The organism is Streptomyces sp. NPDC020845, assembly GCF_044334165.1.
Taxonomy (GTDB): Bacteria; Actinomycetota; Actinomycetes; order Streptomycetales; family Streptomycetaceae; genus Streptomyces.
Map to the genome: position 1 here is coordinate 159847 of NZ_JBIRSJ010000013.1, position 17644 is coordinate 177490.

Sequence of the window (17644 nt, forward strand, 5' to 3'; positions counted from 1 at the left end):
GGGTGCCGTGCGGGCGTCGTACGGGCTCAGACGCGGCAGATGAGTTCACCGTGCAGGACGGTGAACCAGCCGTCCTCCGCCGTGCCCCACTCCCGCCACGCGTCCGCGATCCGCCGCAGCTCGTCCTCCGTGGCGTGGCCGGCCTCCACCGCCCGCTGGGCATACGACGAGGCGACGGTGCGGTCGGCCCACAGGCCGCTCCACCACGCCCGCTCCTCGGCCGTGGCGTAACACCATGTGCCGGCGGTCGCGGTGATGTCGGTGAAGCCCGCCTGGCGGGCCCAGGACAGCAGCCTGCGGCCGGCGTCCGGTTCGCCGCCGTTGGCGCGGGCCACCCGCTGGTAGAGGGCAGCCCAGTCGTCCAGGCCGGGGACGGCCGGGTACCACGTCATGGCGGAGTAGTCGGAGTCGCGCACCGCCACGATGCCGCCCGGTTTGCACACCCGGCGCATCTCGCGCAGCGCGGCCACCGGGTCGCCGAGGTGTTGCAGCACCTGATGGGCGTGGACGACGCAGAACGAATCGTCGGGGTAGTCCAGGTTGTGGACATCGCCGACCGCGAAGTGGGCATTGGGCACTCCGCGCTCCGCGGCCACCGACCGGGCCTGCTCCAGGACGCCGGGTGCGGTGTCCACCCCGATGACCTCGCCCTGGGGGACCAACTCGGCCAGGTCGGCGGTGATGGTGCCGGGGCCGCAGCCGATGTCCAGGATCCGCATATGGGGCTTGAGCAGGCCGGTCAGATACGCGGCGGAGTTGGCGGCGGTGCGCCAGGTGTGTGAGCGCAGCACCGACTCGTGGTGTCCGTGCGTGTAGACGGCGGTGGCGGTGGCTGGGCTGGCGTCGTCGGGCATGGCTCGGCTCCCCTTCGAGGCGACCTGATGGACTGTCGCCACCGTACGCCGCCATCTCGTATCGCGAGAGAGGCGTCTCATTATTCGGTCGAAGGGGTGTGTCCCGGGCGCTATGTCCTGGGGTGCAGGCCCAGCCCGGAGACGACCTCCTGCACCGTGCGGTACGTGCGGTCCTCGGGCAGCTGCGCCACCAGCTCGGTCAGCCGGTCCGGGGCGTGCGCCTCGTGCAGGGCGTGCAGCAGGGCCCCGCGCTTGGCCGGGAACGGGGTGCGCCCCACATGGCGGGCCAGTTCGAACCGCAGCGCCTCGAACTCGCCGATGCCACCGATGGGTGGCACCGGTCCCGTGGTGACCGCGGGGTCGTCGTCGGCGCCGGGCTCGGGGTCGTGCCACTCGTCGACGCGGGTGGGACGGCCCGAGCGCATCAGCTCCTGAAGCTCGTGCTTCAACTCGTCGTCCTTGTGGGCGCTCATTCGGTTGCTGCCTCGTTGCATGGCATCGTCCTCGCCTTCGCTTCTGGTCCTCCCCGCGTACCCTCCGCGCGGCCAACGACACGACGTTTGACCGCGCCCGGGGAGGGGACCCGTTGGTCGGCCGAGCGGCCATTCGGGAGTGAGGAGCGGCATCGGGTGCGGGAGTTCAGGGGCCCGCGCCCGATGCCGTGTCCGTTTTTCTTCGCGTCTGTGGCGGGTGCGGTTGCCGTGTTAGGCCCCGCGGGGCAGGGGTACCTGTCGCGTATGACCGATGAGCCGATGAATATGGCTGAGCGGTCCGGCCGTGGCAATCCGCTGCTCGCCAGGCACGGTGAGGCGCTGGATCTCTTCACCGAGCGGGTGCACGCCATCCGGCCGGACCAGTGGGACGACCCGACGCCGTGCAGCGAGTGGACCGTACGCGATCTGGTCAACCATCTGGCGGTCGAGCAGATGTGGGTGCCGCCGCTGGTACGGGAGGGCCGGACGATCGCCGAGCAGGGCGACAGTTTCGAGGGCGATCTGCTGGGCGATGACCCCGTCGCCGCCTGGGACAAGGCGGCCACCGCGGCCCGCGAGGCGTTCGCCGCCCCGGGGGCCCTGGAGCGGACGGTCGAGCTCTCCTACGGTGAGAGCCCCGCCGCGGAGTACTGCGCGGAGATCACGATCGACGCCGCGGTCCATGCGTGGGATCTGTCCCGGGCCATCGGGGCGGACGAGCGGATCCCGAAGCCGCTGGTCGACTTCTCGGTGCGGGCGGTGGCGCCGTACGCGGCGGAGCTGGAGAAGAGCGGGATGTTCGCCGCAGCCGTCGAGCCCCCGTCGGGGGCCGACGCCCAGACCAGGCTGCTCGCGCTCCTCGGCCGCGAGGCCTGAAGAAACGCGGACGCGGAATACGGCGGAGCGGGCACTGCGCCTCGTCGGCGCGGTGCCCGCTCCGGTTTGTCAGCAGGTGGGCAGCCGGGGGCGGTCCCAGTGCCGGTGGGCGGCGATGGCCTCGGTGAAGGCCCGGGTGAACTCCTCGCTCGCCGTCCCCGTCGTGGCGTCCGTGACCACCCCCCGGTCCGCGCACACATGCCCATGGCCCGAGGCGATATGCAGCCTCTCCGGCTCCAGCGCGGACAGGATGCCCACGCCCGAGCCCAGCGCCCCGATCGCCTTGCCGTGCCGGTACGCGTCCCGGACGAACCGCATCGCCGTCTCGTCCGACCTCAGCTCCGGGGTGCCGGTCGGCCCGCCGGGCAGCAGCACCGCGTCGTAGAGCACCGAGGCGACCGTCGGCAGCGCCCGGTCCACCGCATAGCCGTTTCCGTCGGCGCCGCGCACCTTCCCGTCGTGGTCGGCCAGGGCCTCGACGACGGCGCCCTGCGCGCTCAGCGCCTCCTGGGCCTGGGTGAGCTGTTCGGTGTCCACCCCGTCGGTGACCAGCACCGCGATCTGGCGGGTGCGGATGGAGCCGTCGCCGCGCAGGTTCTCCAGGCTGAGCGCGGGGGAGGCCACGGGCTTGTGCTCGGTCTTCACCGGGGCGGGTGGCGCCACCCCGATGCCCTCGGCCACGGCCGTGGCCAGGGTCTGGTCGATATGCGCCAGCTCGCCGACCGTACGCTCGCGCACCTGCACCGCGCCGACCTTGCCCAGCTCGAAGCGGAACGCGTCGACGATGTGCCGCCGCTCCCAGTCGCTCATGCTGTTCCAGAACAGCGCGGCCTGGCTGTAGAAGTCCTTGAAGCTCTCGCTGCGCTTGCGGATCTTGGCGCCGTCGACCCGCTCGGCGTAGTGCGAGAACGCGTACCCGTCCGCGCCGGCGATGGCCGGGCAGCCGCCACCCAGCGAGTTCGGGGAGTAGCTGGTCCCGCTGTGGATGGCCGTCTGGTGGTAGCCGTCGCGCTGGTTGGTGCGGACCGGGGCCACCGGCTGGTTCACCGGGAGCTGCGCGAAGTTGGGCCCGCCCAGCCGGATCAGCTGGGTGTCCAGATACGAGAAGTTACGGGCCTGGAGCAGCGGGTCGTTGGTGAAGTCGATACCGGGCACGACATTGCCGGTGTGGAAGGCCACCTGCTCGGTCTCCGCGAAGAAATTCTCCGGGTTGCGGTTCAGCACCATGTGGCCGATGGGCCGGACCGGCACCTGCTCCTCCGGAATGATCTTCGTGGCGTCGAGCAGATCGAAGTCGAAGGTGAACTCGTCCTCCTCCGGGACCAGCTGCACCCCCAGCTCGTACTCCGGGTACTCGCCCGACTCGATCGCCTGCCACAGATCGCGCCGGTTGAAGTCCGCGTCCCGGCCCTGGCACTCCTGCGCCTCGTCCCAGACCAGCGAGTGCACCCCGAGCTTGGGCTTCCAGTGGAACTTCACAAAGGTCCCCCGGCCCCGCGCGTCCACGAACCGGAAGGTGTGCACCCCGAATCCCTGCATCATGCGGAAGCTGCGCGGAATGGCCCGGTCGGACATCAGCCACATCATCATGTGCATGGTTTCGGGCTGAAGCGATACGAAGTCCCACAGTGTGTCATGGGCGGACGCGCCGGTGGGGATCTCGTTCTGTGGCTCGGGTTTGAGCGCGTGCACGAAGTCCGGGAACTTGATGCCGTCCTGGATGAAGAACACCGGCATGTTGTTGCCGACCAGGTCGTAGTTGCCCTCGGAGGTGTAGAACTTCGTGGCGAAGCCACGCACATCGCGCACCGTGTCCGACGAGCCACGCGGCCCCTGCACCGTCGAGAACCGCACAAACACCGGAGTCTGCACGGACGGGTCCTGGAGGAAGGCGGCCCGGGTGAACTCCGCACAGGACTCGTACGGCTCGAAGTATCCGTACGCGCCCGCGCCGCGTGCGTGCACCACCCGCTCCGGGATCCGCTCATGGTCGAAGTGCATGAGCTTTTCGCGGAAGTGGAAGTCCTCCATCAGCGTCGGGCCGCGCTCACCCACGGTGAGCGAGTCGTCGGTGTGGTCGACCGCCACCCCCTGGTCCGTGGTCAGCGGCCCCTCGGCGGGGTCGGCGGCGCGGTACATCTCGCGCTGCCGTTCCTTGCGATCGGTCATCGCGACGCTCCCTTCTTGCCGAGCCCGGCGAACACATCGAGGAATGCCTCGCAGAACGCCTTGAGATCGTCCGGCTTACGGCTGGTGATCAGGGTGTTGGGACCGCTCTCGCAGATCTGCACCTGCTCGTCCACCCAGGTGCCGCCCGCGTTGCGGATATCGGTGCGCAGACTCGGCCAGGAGGTGAGGGTCCGGCCGCGCACCACGTCGGCCTCCACCAGGGTCCAGGGGGCGTGGCAGATCGCGGCGACCGGCTTGCCCGCGTCGAAGAAGCCCTTGGCGAAGGCCACGGCCCTCGCGTTCAGACGCAGGTAATCCGGGTTGGCGACCCCGCCGGGCAGCACCAGACCGTCGTACTCGTCGACCGTCGTATCGGTGAGGGCCCGGTCCACGGCGAAGGTGTCCGCCCTGTCGAGGTGGTGGAACGCCTGCACGCGGCCGGGCCTCGTGGACACCAGGCGGGGCGTGCCGCCGGCGCCCCGGACCGCCTGCCACGGGTCGGTGAGCTCCACCTGCTCGGTGCCTTCCGGCGCGACGAGGAAGGCGATCTGCATGGTGTTCACGTCCTTTCGGCCCCGGGTGTCGGCTCCGGGTGCTCCGCGGAGCGGGTAGCCAGCCGGATGGGGCCGAAACCGGAACGTCATGGACGAGGGACGGATGGGGAGGTGTGCAGGTGTGTCACAGCACGCGATACGCGGTGGCGGCCTCGTGCCGGAAGGTCATGCCGTGTCCCGGCTCGCCGCTCACCCCCGGCCGTACCGTGCCACCTGTGGGGTCGAGCGCGCCCGTGAAGTACGCGGACTCGATGCGCACATGGTCGTGAAACCACTCCATGTGGCGCAGATTGGGCACACACGCGGCTGCATGGGCGTGTGCGTGTGGCGCGCAGTGTGCGGACAGCTCCAGGCCGTGGGCCTCGGCGACGGCCGCGGCACGCAGCCACACCGTGAGGCCGCCACAGCGCGTGGCGTCCGCCTGCAGACAGTCGACGACCGGCGCCATCCGGGCGAAGTACGGCAGGTCGTAGCCGTACTCACCGGCCGCCACATCGCACACCACCGCGTCGCGGACGACCCGCAGCCCCTCCAGGTCGTCGGAGGACACCGGCTCCTCGAACCAGCCCACTCCCTGCTCGGCCAGCGCATGGCCCACCCGCACCGCCTCCTTGCGGGTGTACGCGCCATTGGCGTCCACGTACAGCTCGGTGTGCGGGCCGACGGTCTCCCGGGCATGGCGCACCCGGGCCAGGTCGCGCTCGACGGCGCGGCCCCGGTCCTCGCCGATCTTGATCTTGACGCGGTCGATGCCGTGTCCGCGCACCCAGCCGGTCAGCTGGGTGGCGAGATGTGTGTCGTGGTACGTGGTGAAGCCGCCCGAGCCGTAGACCGGCACCGTCTCGCGCACCGCCCCGATCAGACGGACCAGCGGCACACCCAGCAGCCGCGCCTTGAGGTCCCACAGCGCCAGGTCCACCGCGGAGATCGCGCAGGCCACCAGGCCCGGGCGGCCGGCGTTGCGCACCGCGCGGCTCATCGCCTCGTTCGCCCCCGCCACATCCAGCGGGGAGCGCCCCAGCACCTCGCCGCGCAGCAGGTCGTGCACCACCGACCCGGCGTCCGCGGGGGCGTAGGTCCAGCCGAGGCCGGTCGTCTGCGCGCCGCGGGCCTCCACCACCACGACGGTCGTCTCGTTCCAGGCGAGGGTGCCGTCCGCCTCCGGGGCATCGGTCGGCACCGTGTACGCCGTGACGTCCAGCCGGTCGACCTTCATGTCCGTGCTCATGTCTGGCTTCTCGAAGTCTGGCTTCTTGTCAGCCGGTCCGCCGCCCGGTCCGCGAGCGCCATGATCGTCAGAGCCGGGTTGGCGCTGCCCTGCGTCGGCAGCACGCTGCCGTCGGTGATGAACAGATTGGGTACGGCGAAGGCGCGCAGATCGGAGTCCACCACGCCCTCCTCGGGCGTGCGTCCCATCCGGCAGCCGCCGACCAGATGCGCATAGCGCTCGACGGTCATCAGCTCGCCCGCCCCGGCCGCGCGCAGGATGTCCTGCATGACCAGCCGGGCCGCCTCCATCAGCAGGTCGTCATTGGCGCACCGGCTGTGGTCGAAGCGGGCCACGGGCAGGCCGAGCCGGTCGGTCTCGTCGGCGAGCGTGACCCGGTTGCCGGGCTGGGGCAGAAACTCGCACAGCGCGCCCAGGGTCGCCCAGTGCACATAGTCCCGCATCCGGGTGCGCAGATCGGCGCCCCAGTGGCCCTGGGCGGCGACGTGTTCGGCCCAGACGATCGGCAGTGGGGACACCGTCTGAAGTGAGAAGCCGCGCCGGTACGGCTCGGCCGGGTCGGTCTCGTAGAAGTCCTCGCTGGACACCTCGGGCGGCGGCGCCTTGTACATCCGGATCTCGTCGGGGAAGCGGCCCGCGGTCTGCGGGGCGCCCTGGACCATCACATAGCGGCCCACCAGGTCGTGTCCGTTGGCCAGGCCGTGCGGATGGCCGGGGCCCGCGGAGTTCAGCAGCAGCCGTGGGGTCTCGATGGAGTAGCCCGCCACCGCGACCGCCTTGGCCCGCTGGACGCGCTCACGGCCGCCGCGTACGTACGCCACCCCCGTCGCGCGCCGCCCGCCGCCGTCCGTGACCACGCGGGTTGCCATCGCGCCGTCGCGGATCTCGGCGCCGTGTGCGATGGCGTCGGGGACATGGGTGATCAGCGGTGACGCCTTCGCGTCGACCTTGCAGCCCTGGAGACAGAAGCCCCGGTAGACGCAGTGCGGGCGGTCGCCGAACCGGCCGTTGGCGATGGCCACCGGCCCGACCCGGGCCCGGATGCCCAGCCGCGCGCAGCCCTCCAGCATCACCTCGCCGTTGCCGCCGACCGGGTGCGGGGCGTGCGGATGGGGGTGCGGGTCGCCCCACGGCCAGTACTGGCCCGCCACCGGCAGCTCCCGCTCCAGCCGCTCGTAGTACGGGCGCAGCTCCTCGTACCGGATCGGCCAGTCGGCGCCCACCCCGTCCTCGGTACGGGTGCGGAAGTCGGAGGGGTGGAGGCGCGGGGTGTAGCCCGCGAAGTGCACCATGGAACCGCCCACCCCGCGCCCGGAGTTGTTCGCCCCCAGCGGTACGGGGTGGCTGCCGCCGATGACGCGCGGCTCGTTCCAGTACAGATGGCGGGAGCCCGCCTCGTCGCTCACCCAGTCGTGCTCCGGATCCCAGAACGGCCCCGCCTCCAGGCACACCACCCGCCACCCGGCGTGCGCCAGCCGCTGGGTGAAGGTCGCACCGCCCGCGCCGCAGCCGATGACCACCATGTCCACCTCGTCGCCGTCCTCGAACCGCCGCATGGCCGAGCGCAGCCGGGTGACATGCGGCAGCCAGGCGGAGGCGTTGCGGGCCCGCACCGAGCCCTGGGGGCGCAGCGTCTCGCGCAGTGTGCCGGTGGCCGGGCGCCACCAACGCGTCCCGTTCATCGGTCCGTCTCTTCGGCCCTGTGGGGCGCGGGCGCGGTCTCCCACGGCTCGCGCACCCCGCGCCCCAGCCGCAGATAGCCGCGCGGGTAGGCCGGGCCCCCGAAGCCGATCTCGTCCCAGGCGTACGGGTGGGCGTAGTACGCGGTGCACGCGTAGCGGGTCCACAGCGTCCAGACGCGCCCGGCGGGCATGCCGTACCAGTCGTGGCTCCCCAGGTCCTGGATGTGGCGCAGCAGCCGGTGCCGGTCGCCGTGGGTCACCTCGCCGAAGGTGCGGCCATCGTGGCGTACGGCAACCTCCTCGTCCAGCGTGGCCAGCGAGCGGCGCCACGCCTCGTCGTCCTCCGGCATGTCCGCGAACCGCCAGCCCTCGAACTCGCGGGCCGCGAGCCGGGCGTCGATCACCGGCAGCACGGGGATCGGGGGATCGTCGTGCCGGCGCGCCAGCAGCAGATCCAGCAGCGGGTCGGCTGCCGCTTCCTCGGCCGGGGTGAAGAAGCTCAGCGGCGGCTGCGGTCCGAGCCGGGCCAGCACCACCCCGGCCGTGGCGGAGTCCCAGGTGGACACTTGGCCCAGCACGCCCTTCCGGCTCATGCGGCGCGCCGTCACCGTTCCCGCCGCAGCACGCTCGCGAGCAGCCCGATCCCGCCCACCACGCACATCAGCAGCGGTGCGAACAGCGGGGGGCCCAGCTCGATGTTGTAGCGGGCCATCTGCCAGCCGCCGGGTTTGGCGGCGATCCCGCGGATGTGCAGATACGTGCCCTGCAGACCGTTGGCCGCGATTGCGGCCGAGGCCAGCGGCAGCGCGGTGTGCGCGGCCCGTTCGTCCGCGTACCCCGCCACGCCCGCGGCGACGCCGACCGGCCCGAGCGCCACCGGCCACCACATCACGCGGTTGCCGAATCCGGCCCGGTCGTGTTCCAGGAAGATCTCGGCCGCCGTGATCGCCGACCCCGCGGCGGTCAGCAGCGAGAGCGACCGCTCCAGCCGGCCGTGCCGCACCTCGTGGGCGAGCCGTGCGGTGCGGCGGGCGGTGCGACGGGCGGTGCGACGGGCGGCGCGGCGGGCGGCCGGGTGGCGCGCCGGCCCACCCCGGACATCACGCATGACCACGGCCCTCACGGCCCTCACCCCTCGCTCTTCTTGCCGCGGTGGTTGTGATGGTGCCGGTGCGGCAGGAACTCCTGCACCTTCGCCTTGAGCCCCTGGCGCACCATGCCCGTCCGGTCCGCGTCGCCCTTGGCGATCGACTCGACGGTGTCCTCCAGTTGCTCCCAGGTCGCATGCGGCGGAATCGGTGGCACATCGGGGTCGGTCAGGAACTCGACCACCGCCGGGCCGTCGGCGTTCAGCGCGTCGTGCCACGCCTGCTCCACGTACTCGGGCTTCTCCACCCGGATACCGGTCAGCCCCAGCGACTCGGCGAACCGCGCGTACCGCACATCCGGGATCGCTTGCGAGGGCAGGAACTGCGGGGCTCCGCTCATCGCCCGCATCTCCCAGGTCACCTGGTTCAGATCGTGGTTGTTCCACACCGCGATCACCAGCCGGGGGTCGTCCCACGCATGCCGGTACTTGGCCGCCGTGATCAGCTCGGCCATGCCGTTCATCTGCATCGCGCCGTCCCCGACCAGCGCCACCACAGGGCGGTCGGGTTGGGCGAACTTCGCGCCGATCGCGTACGGGACCCCGGAGCCCATGGTGGCCAGCGTGCCGGACAGCGAGCCGCGCATCTGGCCGCGCATCCGCAGGTGGCGGGCGTACCAGTTGGCCACCGAGCCCGAGTCGCAGGTGAGGATGGCGTCCCCGGGCAGCAGCGGGTCCAGGCAGTGGGCGACGTACTCGGGGTTGATCGGATGGGCGGTCAACTCGGCGCGCCGCCGCATCACCTCGCGCCACCGCCGCACCCCCGCGACGATCTCGTCCTGCCATGCGCGGTCCTCCCGGGACCGCAGCAGCGGCATCAGCCGCAGCAGGGTCTCGCGGGCGTCGCCGACCAGGTTGACCTCGTACGGATAGCGCATGCCGATCATGTGCGGATCGAGGTCGATCTGCACGGCCCGGACCTGACCGAACTCCGGCAGGAACTGGGTGTACGGGAAGCTGGAGCCGATCGTCAGCAGCGTGTCGCAGTCCCGCATCAGCTCGTACGAGGGGCGGGTGCCCAGCAGCCCGATGGGGCCGGTGACATACGGCAGTTCGTCGCTGAGCACATCGAGGCCGAGCAGCGCCTTGGCCACCCCCGCGCCCAGCAGCTCGGCGGTCCCCTCGACCTCCGCCCGCGCCCCTGCCGCGCCCTGGCCGACCAGGATCGCCACCCGCTCACCGGCGTTGAGCACATCCGCGGCCCGCTCCACCGCGCTCGCGGAGGGCACCGCCGACCAGCCGCTGCGGTCCAGGCTGGAGGGCACCATCTTGAAGTCGTGGGTGGGCGGGGAGTAGTCCAGGTCCTGGACGTCCGCCGGGATGATCACGGCGGTGGGGGAGCGGCGGGCGTACGCGGTGCGGATCGCCCGGTCGAGCACGTTCGGCAGCTGCTCGGGGACCGTCACCGTCTCCAGGAAGTCGGACGCGACGTCCTTGAAGAGATTGTGCAGGTCCACCTCCTGTTGGTACGAGCCGCCCATCGCGCTGCGGTACGTCTGGCCGACCAGCGCCACCACCGGCGCGTGGTCGAGCTTCGCGTCGTACAGGCCGTTCAGCAGGTGGATCGCGCCGGGTCCCGATGTCGCCGTGCAGACCCCGAGCCGCCCGCTGAACTTGGCGTACCCGACGGCCTCGAAGGCGGCCATCTCCTCATGCCGCGCCTGTACGAACCGCGGCTCGTTGTCGGCCCGCCCCCACGCGGCGAGCAGGCCGTTGATCCCGTCGCCCGGGTAGCCGAAGACATGCCGGACGCCCCACTCGCGCAGCCGGGCGAGTACGTAGTCGGCGACTTTCTCGGTCATGGTGGTCACTCCTGTCGACCGGCTCAACCGGTCAGCTGCGGCAGCACCTTCGTGCGGTAGAAGTCGAAGAAGCCGCGCTGCTCGGGGCCGATCTGGTTGACGTAGACGGTGTCGAAGCCGGCGTCGGCGTACGCGCTGAGCGCCGTCACATGCGCGTCCGGGTCGTCGCCGCAGGTCACCCGCCGGGCCACGCGCTCGGGGGTGACGAGTTCGCAGACATGCTCGAAGTGTGCCGGGGTGACCAACTGGTTCAGCAGCGCGCGCGGCAGCGCCTGGGTCGGCCACAGCCGGTGGGCGGTGCGCAGCGCTTCGTCGGCGTCCGGGCCGAAGCACACCTTCAGACCCCCGCGGACCGGCTTGGCGTTGCCGCCCGCGCCGCTGCCGCGCCGGAACCGCGCGACCAGCTCGGCATCGGGGATCGTCGTGATGAACCCGTCGCCGACCCGCCCGGCCAGCGCGGCGGCGGCCGAGCCGAACGCGGCGATGTCGATGGGCACCGGCTCCTCGGGCACCGTGTACAGGCGGGCGCTCTCCACCGTGTAGTGCTTGCCGTGGTGGCTGACCTGGTGCCCCTCGAACAGCTGGCGGATCACCGTCACGGCCTCCTCCAGCATCTCCAGCCGGATGGCCGCCTGCGGCCAGCGGTCGCCCAGCACATGCTCGTTCAGCGCCTCTCCGGTGCCCACCCCCAGCCGGAAGCGGCCGCCCAGCAGCACCGCGCTGGTGGCGGCCGCCTGCGCGACGATCGCCGGATGGATGCGCATGGTGGGGCAGGTCACCGCGGTCTGCACGGGCAGCGAGGTCGCCTGGGCGAGCGCGCCGATCACCGACCAGACGAAGGGGGACTGGCCCTGTGCCCTGTTCCAGGGGTGGTAGTGATCGGAGATCCACAGATGGGAGAAGCCCGCCTGTTCCGCCATCCGCGCCTGCTCGACGAGCTCGGCGGGCCCGTGTTCCTCGGCGGCCAGGAAATAGCCGTACTCGGTCATGGGGCCCTCCTCGAACGCTCGTGCCCGTCAGGCGCTGGAGCCACTCGTGCCACTGGCGCCACTCACGGTCCTGCTGCCACGGGGCGACGGGTAACCGGGGTGCGAGGAAGGAAACACCGCGGAGCCATGGGGGAGCTGCTGGGGATCTACGACGGATGTACGGCGGATGTACGGCGGATGTACTGCGGAGCTACCGGGGCAGGGCTCGGTTCAGCGCGAGGGCGATATGGCGGGAGACCCGGTCCGCCACGCCCGCCTCCGCCATCTCGAACGCCCCGCGCCCACCCGTACGGAAGAGCGTGAGCGCGCCCCGGACCGGCTCCGCGGGCGAGGCGCGCAGCGGTACGCACAGCAGCGAGGTGACCTCCTCGCGGACCAGGACGGGCGCGCCCGAGGTGTCGCGGCCGAAGGCGTCCGCGTCAGGGGGCCGCACCCGCAGCGCGGCGACCCCGTCGCGCAGCGCCTCGGCCACCAGCGGACAGCCGGCCGGGTCCTGTTCGGCCACCGGGACCACGCGGCCACCCGCGACGGCCTCCGGCGGGCCCAGCGTCACCAGCCGGCGGGCGATCCCGGGCCGCGCCGGGTCCGCGGACACGTCATCCGTGATGACGTCCACGATCACCCAGTCCGCGAAGCGGCCGTGCAGCACGGCGGCCGCCCGCCCGAGCACGGCCTCGGGCCCGCCGTCGGCGGGCGCGGGCGGGGCGAGCAACGCGGTGGCCATGTCGTCGAGCAGGTCGAGCAGCTGGGCGTGGCGGGTCACCTCGTCCAGGTCTGGCCGGGACGTCGACAGCCGGTCGTCCGCGTCGGCCTGCGCGGGGACGGGGTCGCGGCCCTGGGCTGGGTCGCGGCGCTCGGCAAGTACGGGGTCGCCGCCCGGGGCGGGTACGACCGGAGCGGCCAGGGTGGCCACCGCGTCCTCGGCATCCGCCGCATCCGCCGCATCCGCCGCATCCGCCGCATCCTCCGCGCCCTCGGCCGTGGGCTGGAAGGCGGCCAGCACGGCGGGGTACGGCTCGCCCGGCGGATGCAGCGCCGCGAGCGTCACCCGCAGCGTCGTCCCGTCGCTCCCGGGCCCCGGCAGCCGTACCACCAGGCCCCGCCCGCCCTCGCCGCGCGCGACGGCGGCGACCTGGGAGCGCAGCACCGCCCGCCCGCCGGGCCGCAGCGAGTCGGTCAGCGGGCGCCCGGCGGCGTAGCCGGGGCGGGTCCGGAACAGCCGCGCGGCCAGGGCGTTCATCCGCCGCACCACACAGTCGCGGTCCAGCAGGACGACCGCGACCGGAAGCCGCTGGAACAGGGCGCGCAGCAGCCGCTGTTCGCGGGGGTCGGCGCGGCCCCCGCCCCGGGCCAGGTCGTCCGCGGCCAGCCGCTCGTACCGTGGCCACAGCACCTCCGCCGCATGCTGGAGCTCGATGAGAGCGGCGTCCAGTACGGCGAGCCGTTCCTGCGCGGGCAGGGCCCGCGCGGTCTGCAGTTCGGCGACGCGGCTGCGGAAGTCCGCCAGTTCGGCGCCGTATTCCTGTGCCCCGGACATGCGCTCACCGTAGCCCGCTCGAACGAGGGGCGTCGCCCGCAGGCCGTTTCCCCCATGGCGCAGTGGGCAGCCGAAGAGGCGGGATGAAGCAGACGGAGCACCGGACCAGGCGCCGAGAAGCGCGCAGTGAAAGGACTGGACCCGACCATGCCGGAGCGTGCCCCCACTCGCAGCCGGTCCTGCCGGACCGACGCGCCCTCGCTGGACCGTGGCCTCGCCGAGCTGGCGGACCGGGCCGCGTCGTGCACCCCCGCCAGCTGCGGAGCCACCGCCACCGCCCTCCTCGGCCCGGACCTCGGCGGGTTCGGCCCCGAGGAGCCGAGCGCGGCCACCCATCCCGATCTGTCCGCGCTGGTCTCGGTGCAGCTTTCCTCCGGCGAGGGCCCCATCCAGGCCGCCCGGGCCACCGGCCGCCCGGCGGGCGCCGACGATCTGCTGCGCGACCGCAGGTGGCCGGGCTACCGGGCCAGGGCCCTGGACGCGGGGGTGCGCTCCAGCGCCACCCTGCCCTTCGTATGGGAGGGCATGACCGTCACGATCTCCGTCTACGGGCTGCGGCCCGGCCCTCTTGAGGAGGCGGCCCGGGGAGCCACCCGGCTGCTCGGCGACCTCGCCACCGAGAGCCTGGCCCGCGACCGGCGCTACCGCGCCGCGCTGACCGAGCTCGACCAGCTGGGCGCCGCGCTGCGCTCGCGCCCGGTGGTCGACCAGGCATGCGGCATGGTGATGCATGTGCTGGGCTGCGACGCGGACGCCGCCTTCGACCTGCTGCGGCGCGCCTCTCAGCGGACCAACCGCAAGCTGGCCGAGCTCGCCGAGACCGTCGTACGGACCCGCGGCCGCGGTATCGAGGCGGATCTGATCAGGCTTGTGGGGCCGGGCCGGAACCGGTCGGTCCGGAGCCGGAAAGCCACTCCCGCACCCGCTCGGCCAGCGGACGCTCCTTGCTGACCCCGCCGGCGTCGGACGACGGATTCTGTGTCCCGCTGCCGTGCGCTTCGCCGCCCTGGGTCCCGCAGGGGCACGGCTCGGTCGGGGTGGCGGACTTGGCCTCGCCGACCCGCAGCCCGAGGGCCATCCGCTCCTCGGGGGTCAGCCGCTCGCGCAGCTCGGGGAAGATCACGTCCTCCTCGCCGCGGATGTGCATGGACACCACGTCGTACAGCTCGCGGACCAGCGCGTCGAACCGCCGGTCCGCGGTGTCCAGCCGCTCCAGGTCGCCCAGGATCCGCTCGGCCTCGGACAGCTCCTCCATCTCCCGCTCGGCGACCTCGTCCCCGTTGGGCAGCGCCTTGCGGACCGCCGGGTACAGATACTGCTCCTCGGCGACCGAATGCCGCACGATCTCGACGGTGATCTGTTCCATCAGCAGCCGCCGCTCCCCGGGGTCGGCGCTCGCCCGGTACCCCTCGAAGAGTTCCTGTACCTCGCGGTGGTCCGCGGTGAGCAGGTCCACCACGTCGTGTTGCTGAGGCATCCCTGTCATGTGGGCCGGGTGCCCGCCGCCGCACCGGGCAAACGGCACCGGCCACGTGTCGGCTCCGCCGCCACATCCGCCGATCTGCGAAGGTGGACAAGTCGGGACAGATGCATGGATAGGCGATTCTGTCGATCCGGAGGTGTGTTTCGAATGCAGCGGGAGCTGACCGCCCCGACTCCGGCGGACCCGGAGGACGGCGGTCTGCCGGTCCTCCCGGAGCTGACCGCGCGCTTCGCCGGGGCGGCCGGCCGTACCGCCCCCGAACCGGTCGGTGGCGGCCCGGCGCTGCGCACCGCCGCCTGCGGCTACTGGGAGCGGCGCGGCCTGTGGACCGATCCGGAGCATGTCGCCGCCGCCCCCGGCGGGCAGCCGCTGCTGCTCTCCCTGCTCACCGCGGCCGGCGGTGACGTCCTGCTGACCCGGCCCTGCGCCTCCTGGTACGCACCGCTGGCCCGGCTCGCCGGCCGCCCCGCCTACCATGCGCCGGTGCCCGCCGAGTGCGGTGGCGTCCCCGACCCGTTCGCGCTGCTGGAGACCGTACGCCGGGTGCGCGCGGAGGGCGGTGAGCCGCGGGTGCTGCTGCTGTCCGTCGCCGACGACCCGACCGGCACCACCGCCCCGCCCGAGCTGCTGCACGAGGTGTGCGAGGCGGCCGTGGCCGAGGGGATGCTGATCGTCAGCGACGAGACCTGGCGGGACACCGTGCACCACCCCCATGGCACGGTGCTGCTCAGCCCCGCCGAGATGTGTCCCGAGGACGTGGTGGTGCTCACCGATCTGGCGGGCGCCTTCATCCCGCCCGGCTGGCCCGCCGCGGTCGCCCGGTTCCCCGCCACTGAGCGCGGCGTCGAACTGCGCGCCCGGGTGCTGTCCACCCTGGACGCGCTGCGCGCCGCGCTGCTGCCGCCCGTCGCCGCGGCCGCCGCCCACGCCCTCGACGAGCCCGAGCCGGTCCGCGAGCGCACCGCGGCCGCGGCGCGGGCCCACGGGGCGGTGGCCGCGGCGGTCTACCGCGCGCTCACCGCGGTCGGCGCGCTGTGCCGGCCGCCGCAGGCCGGCCGCCAGCTGTACGCCGACCTCGACGAGTTGCGCGGCGACCTCGCGGCCCGCGGCATCACCGACTCGGTGGAGCTGGAGCGCGAGCTGACCCGGGGGCTTCGCCGCCCCGTACCGGGCGGCCACCGCTTCGGCGACGCCCCGCACACCCTGCGGGTGCGGCTGTCGACGCTGCCGCTGCTCGGCGCCGGGGACCAGGCGCGGCTGGCCGCCCTCGCCGCCGCGGACCCGCTGCGGGTGCCGCATGTGGCCGAGGCGCTGGCCGCCTTCGACACGGCTTTCCGCGAGCTGACCCAGGCCGGACCGAGGCCGACCGGCACCGGCACCGGCACCGAAGGGAGCCCACTGTCATGACCGACCAGGCCGACCAGGCCCAACCGGCCGGGCGACGCCCCGCCGGGCGGGCGCGCCCCGCCTCGTGGACACCGCCATGGACACCGCCGTGGACAACCCCGCGGCTGGGCCCCATCCGGGAGATCTTCTCCGGCCCGCGACGCCGGCTGCGGCGGCTCGCCGCGCCGCCGGAGTCGCCCGCCTCGTCGCGGCAGGGGGCATCACCCAGCGGCAGCGGGGGGAGGCATGTCGACCGCGGCACCCCGTACGAGGGCGATCCCTCGTCGTACGCTCCTCCGCCCGGTCATCCTCCTGCGGCGACCGCCGGGAGGGGGCACCTCCCAGCGGTAGCGGGGGGAGACCGTCTGCTGCCGCAGGGGGCGCCTCCCGGCCGGCGGCCGGGGGAGTCGCAGCCTGGGCGACCGCCCGGCGGGGGCCCCGCCGCCCCGCGCCCCCGCGGTGAGCTGCGCACCTGGCCGCGGTCGTTCGCCCACCGGCTCACCTCCCCGCTGCCCGGTGTCCGTGCGATCGCCCGGCTGGCCCGGGAGGGGAGCCTGCGCCCGCCGATCGAGGCGCTGCGGCAGATCCCCGAACTCCCCTTCGAACCGGGCCCGGCGCCGGCGGTCGGGCCCGGCGACACCGCGGTCACCTGGGCGGGGCACGCCAGTTGCGTGCTGCGGACCGGCGGGCTGACCGTGCTCACCGACCCCGTCTGGTCCCGCCGGATCCTCGGCACCCCGGCCCGGGTCACCCCGGTCGGGGTGCGCTGGGAGGATCTGCCGCCCATCGACGCGGTGGTCATCAGCCACAACCACTACGACCACCTCGACGCGCCCACGCTCAGACGGCTGCCGCGCGACACCCCCCTGTTCGTACCCGCCGGGCTCGCCGCCTGGTGCCGGGCGCGCCGCTTCACCGACGTCACCGAACTCGACTGGTGGGAGGCGGCCGAACTGCCGGGCCCGGACGGGCCGGTGCGGTTCGACTTCGTACCCGCCCACCACTGGAGCAAGCGCACCCTGACCGACACCTGCCGCTCCCTGTGGGGCGGCTGGGTCGTCACCGCCCCGGACGGCAGCCGGACCTACTTCGCGGGCGACACCGGCTACGGACACTGGTTCGGGGAGATCGGCCGCCGCTGCCCGGGCATCGACCTGGCGCTGCTGCCCATCGGCGCGTACGACCCGCGCTGGATGCTCCGCCCGGTGCACACCGATCCGGAGGAGGCCGTACGGGCGTTCGGGGATCTGGGCGCGCGGGTGATGATGCCCATGCACTGGTCCACCTTTCTGCTCTCCGCCGAGCCCCCGCTGCAACCGCTGCTGCGGGTCCGCGCCGCATGGGAGGCGGCGGGGCTGCCGCGCGGGGCGCTGTGGGACCTGCCGGTCGGGGGCTCGCGCGTGCTCGACCGCGACGACTGAACACGCTGACCCACGCCGCATCACGCTGAACCGGCGACCCGGC

The 17644-nt window shown here is 73.2% G+C and carries 16 protein-coding genes; 4 read left to right on the forward strand and 12 right to left on the reverse strand.

The window, feature by feature from the left end:
- Positions 1-26 precede the first annotated feature (26 nt).
- The gene (locus ACH4U7_RS33180) at positions 27-854 is read right to left on the reverse strand and encodes a class I SAM-dependent methyltransferase (protein ID WP_398531469.1); all 828 of its coding nucleotides are present in this window, start codon (positions 852-854) and stop codon (positions 27-29) included.
- Positions 855-964: 110 nt separating this feature from the next.
- Entirely contained in the window at positions 965-1348 is a 384-nt protein-coding gene (locus tag ACH4U7_RS33185) for a DUF2795 domain-containing protein (protein WP_398531470.1), read from the reverse strand.
- Positions 1349-1612: 264 nt separating this feature from the next.
- Between ACH4U7_RS33185 and ACH4U7_RS33190 the strand changes: the two genes are divergently transcribed.
- Positions 1613-2203, forward strand: a complete 591-nt coding sequence (locus ACH4U7_RS33190) for a TIGR03086 family metal-binding protein (RefSeq protein WP_398531471.1) — start codon at positions 1613-1615, stop codon at positions 2201-2203.
- Between the two features lie 69 nt (positions 2204-2272).
- On the opposite strand, the gene ACH4U7_RS33195 is transcribed toward ACH4U7_RS33190, so the two are convergent.
- The 9 genes from ACH4U7_RS33195 to ACH4U7_RS33235 all read right to left on the reverse strand — a co-directional run bounded on the left by ACH4U7_RS33195 (position 2273) and on the right by ACH4U7_RS33235 (position 13311).
- Positions 2273-4372, reverse strand: a complete 2100-nt coding sequence (locus tag ACH4U7_RS33195) for a catalase (RefSeq protein ID WP_398531472.1) — start codon at positions 4370-4372, stop codon at positions 2273-2275.
- Positions 4369-4926, reverse strand: coding sequence for a type 1 glutamine amidotransferase domain-containing protein (locus tag ACH4U7_RS33200; RefSeq protein ID WP_398531473.1), 558 nt, complete (start codon positions 4924-4926; stop codon positions 4369-4371). Before ACH4U7_RS33200 ends, ACH4U7_RS33195 begins: the two co-directional genes overlap by 4 nt.
- A 124-nt stretch (positions 4927-5050) precedes the next feature.
- Positions 5051-6142, reverse strand: coding sequence for an enolase C-terminal domain-like protein (locus tag ACH4U7_RS33205; protein WP_398531637.1), 1092 nt, complete (start codon positions 6140-6142; stop codon positions 5051-5053).
- 8 nt (positions 6143-6150) lie between these two features.
- The gene (locus ACH4U7_RS33210; RefSeq protein WP_398531474.1) at positions 6151-7836 is read right to left on the reverse strand and encodes a GMC family oxidoreductase; all 1686 of its coding nucleotides are present in this window, start codon (positions 7834-7836) and stop codon (positions 6151-6153) included.
- Positions 7833-8429, reverse strand: a complete 597-nt coding sequence (locus ACH4U7_RS33215) for a gluconate 2-dehydrogenase subunit 3 family protein (protein WP_398531475.1) — start codon at positions 8427-8429, stop codon at positions 7833-7835. Before ACH4U7_RS33215 ends, ACH4U7_RS33210 begins: the two co-directional genes overlap by 4 nt.
- A gap of 11 nt (positions 8430-8440) precedes the next feature.
- Entirely contained in the window at positions 8441-8944 is a 504-nt protein-coding gene (locus tag ACH4U7_RS33220; RefSeq protein ID WP_398531476.1) for a hypothetical protein, read from the reverse strand.
- A gap of 20 nt (positions 8945-8964) precedes the next feature.
- Complete coding sequence (locus ACH4U7_RS33225; protein ID WP_398531477.1) at positions 8965-10785, reverse strand: thiamine pyrophosphate-requiring protein; 1821 nt, start codon at positions 10783-10785, stop codon at positions 8965-8967.
- A gap of 23 nt (positions 10786-10808) precedes the next feature.
- Positions 10809-11774, reverse strand: a complete 966-nt coding sequence (locus ACH4U7_RS33230) for a TIGR03557 family F420-dependent LLM class oxidoreductase (protein ID WP_398531478.1) — start codon at positions 11772-11774, stop codon at positions 10809-10811.
- A gap of 190 nt (positions 11775-11964) precedes the next feature.
- Positions 11965-13311, reverse strand: coding sequence for a PAS domain-containing protein (locus ACH4U7_RS33235; RefSeq protein ID WP_398531479.1), 1347 nt, complete (start codon positions 13309-13311; stop codon positions 11965-11967).
- Positions 13312-13458: 147 nt separating this feature from the next.
- Here ACH4U7_RS33235 and ACH4U7_RS33240 point away from each other — a divergent pair, with 147 nt between their 5' ends.
- Positions 13459-14262: an ANTAR domain-containing response regulator gene (locus tag ACH4U7_RS33240; RefSeq protein ID WP_398531480.1), complete on the forward strand. Its 804-nt coding sequence runs from the start codon at positions 13459-13461 to the stop codon at positions 14260-14262.
- On the opposite strand, the gene ACH4U7_RS33245 is transcribed toward ACH4U7_RS33240, so the two are convergent.
- On the reverse strand, positions 14174-14788 hold the full coding sequence (locus tag ACH4U7_RS33245; protein ID WP_398531481.1) for a hemerythrin domain-containing protein: 615 nt from the start codon (positions 14786-14788) through the stop codon (positions 14174-14176). The genes ACH4U7_RS33240 and ACH4U7_RS33245 overlap by 89 nt on opposite strands.
- Before the next feature lie 153 nt (positions 14789-14941).
- On the opposite strand from ACH4U7_RS33245, the gene ACH4U7_RS33250 reads away from it, so the two are divergent.
- Together ACH4U7_RS33250 and ACH4U7_RS33255 are read left to right on the forward strand one after the other, a co-directional pair.
- Positions 14942-16201, forward strand: coding sequence for an aminotransferase class I/II-fold pyridoxal phosphate-dependent enzyme (locus tag ACH4U7_RS33250; protein ID WP_398531482.1), 1260 nt, complete (start codon positions 14942-14944; stop codon positions 16199-16201).
- A gap of 443 nt (positions 16202-16644) precedes the next feature.
- Positions 16645-17601, forward strand: a complete 957-nt coding sequence (locus tag ACH4U7_RS33255) for an MBL fold metallo-hydrolase (RefSeq protein ID WP_398531638.1) — start codon at positions 16645-16647, stop codon at positions 17599-17601.
- The last annotated feature ends 43 nt before the right edge of the window (positions 17602-17644 follow it).

Coding starts and splice junctions, on each gene's coding strand:
- ACH4U7_RS33180 (WP_398531469.1), bottom strand. CDS start 854: ATGCCCGACGACGCCAGCCCAGCCACCGCCACCGCCGTCTACACGCAC.
- ACH4U7_RS33185 (WP_398531470.1), bottom strand. CDS start 1,348: ATGCAACGAGGCAGCAACCGAATGAGCGCCCACAAGGACGACGAGTTG.
- ACH4U7_RS33190 (WP_398531471.1), top strand. CDS start 1,613: ATGGCTGAGCGGTCCGGCCGTGGCAATCCGCTGCTCGCCAGGCACGGT.
- ACH4U7_RS33195 (WP_398531472.1), bottom strand. CDS start 4,372: ATGACCGATCGCAAGGAACGGCAGCGCGAGATGTACCGCGCCGCCGAC.
- ACH4U7_RS33200 (WP_398531473.1), bottom strand. CDS start 4,926: ATGCAGATCGCCTTCCTCGTCGCGCCGGAAGGCACCGAGCAGGTGGAG.
- ACH4U7_RS33205 (WP_398531637.1), bottom strand. CDS start 6,142: ATGAAGGTCGACCGGCTGGACGTCACGGCGTACACGGTGCCGACCGAT.
- ACH4U7_RS33210 (WP_398531474.1), bottom strand. CDS start 7,836: ATGAACGGGACGCGTTGGTGGCGCCCGGCCACCGGCACACTGCGCGAG.
- ACH4U7_RS33215 (WP_398531475.1), bottom strand. CDS start 8,429: ATGAGCCGGAAGGGCGTGCTGGGCCAAGTGTCCACCTGGGACTCCGCC.
- ACH4U7_RS33220 (WP_398531476.1), bottom strand. CDS start 8,944: ATGCGTGATGTCCGGGGTGGGCCGGCGCGCCACCCGGCCGCCCGCCGC.
- ACH4U7_RS33225 (WP_398531477.1), bottom strand. CDS start 10,785: ATGACCGAGAAAGTCGCCGACTACGTACTCGCCCGGCTGCGCGAGTGG.
- ACH4U7_RS33230 (WP_398531478.1), bottom strand. CDS start 11,774: ATGACCGAGTACGGCTATTTCCTGGCCGCCGAGGAACACGGGCCCGCC.
- ACH4U7_RS33235 (WP_398531479.1), bottom strand. CDS start 13,311: ATGTCCGGGGCACAGGAATACGGCGCCGAACTGGCGGACTTCCGCAGC.
- ACH4U7_RS33240 (WP_398531480.1), top strand. CDS start 13,459: ATGCCGGAGCGTGCCCCCACTCGCAGCCGGTCCTGCCGGACCGACGCG.
- ACH4U7_RS33245 (WP_398531481.1), bottom strand. CDS start 14,788: ATGCCTCAGCAACACGACGTGGTGGACCTGCTCACCGCGGACCACCGC.
- ACH4U7_RS33250 (WP_398531482.1), top strand. CDS start 14,942: ATGCAGCGGGAGCTGACCGCCCCGACTCCGGCGGACCCGGAGGACGGC.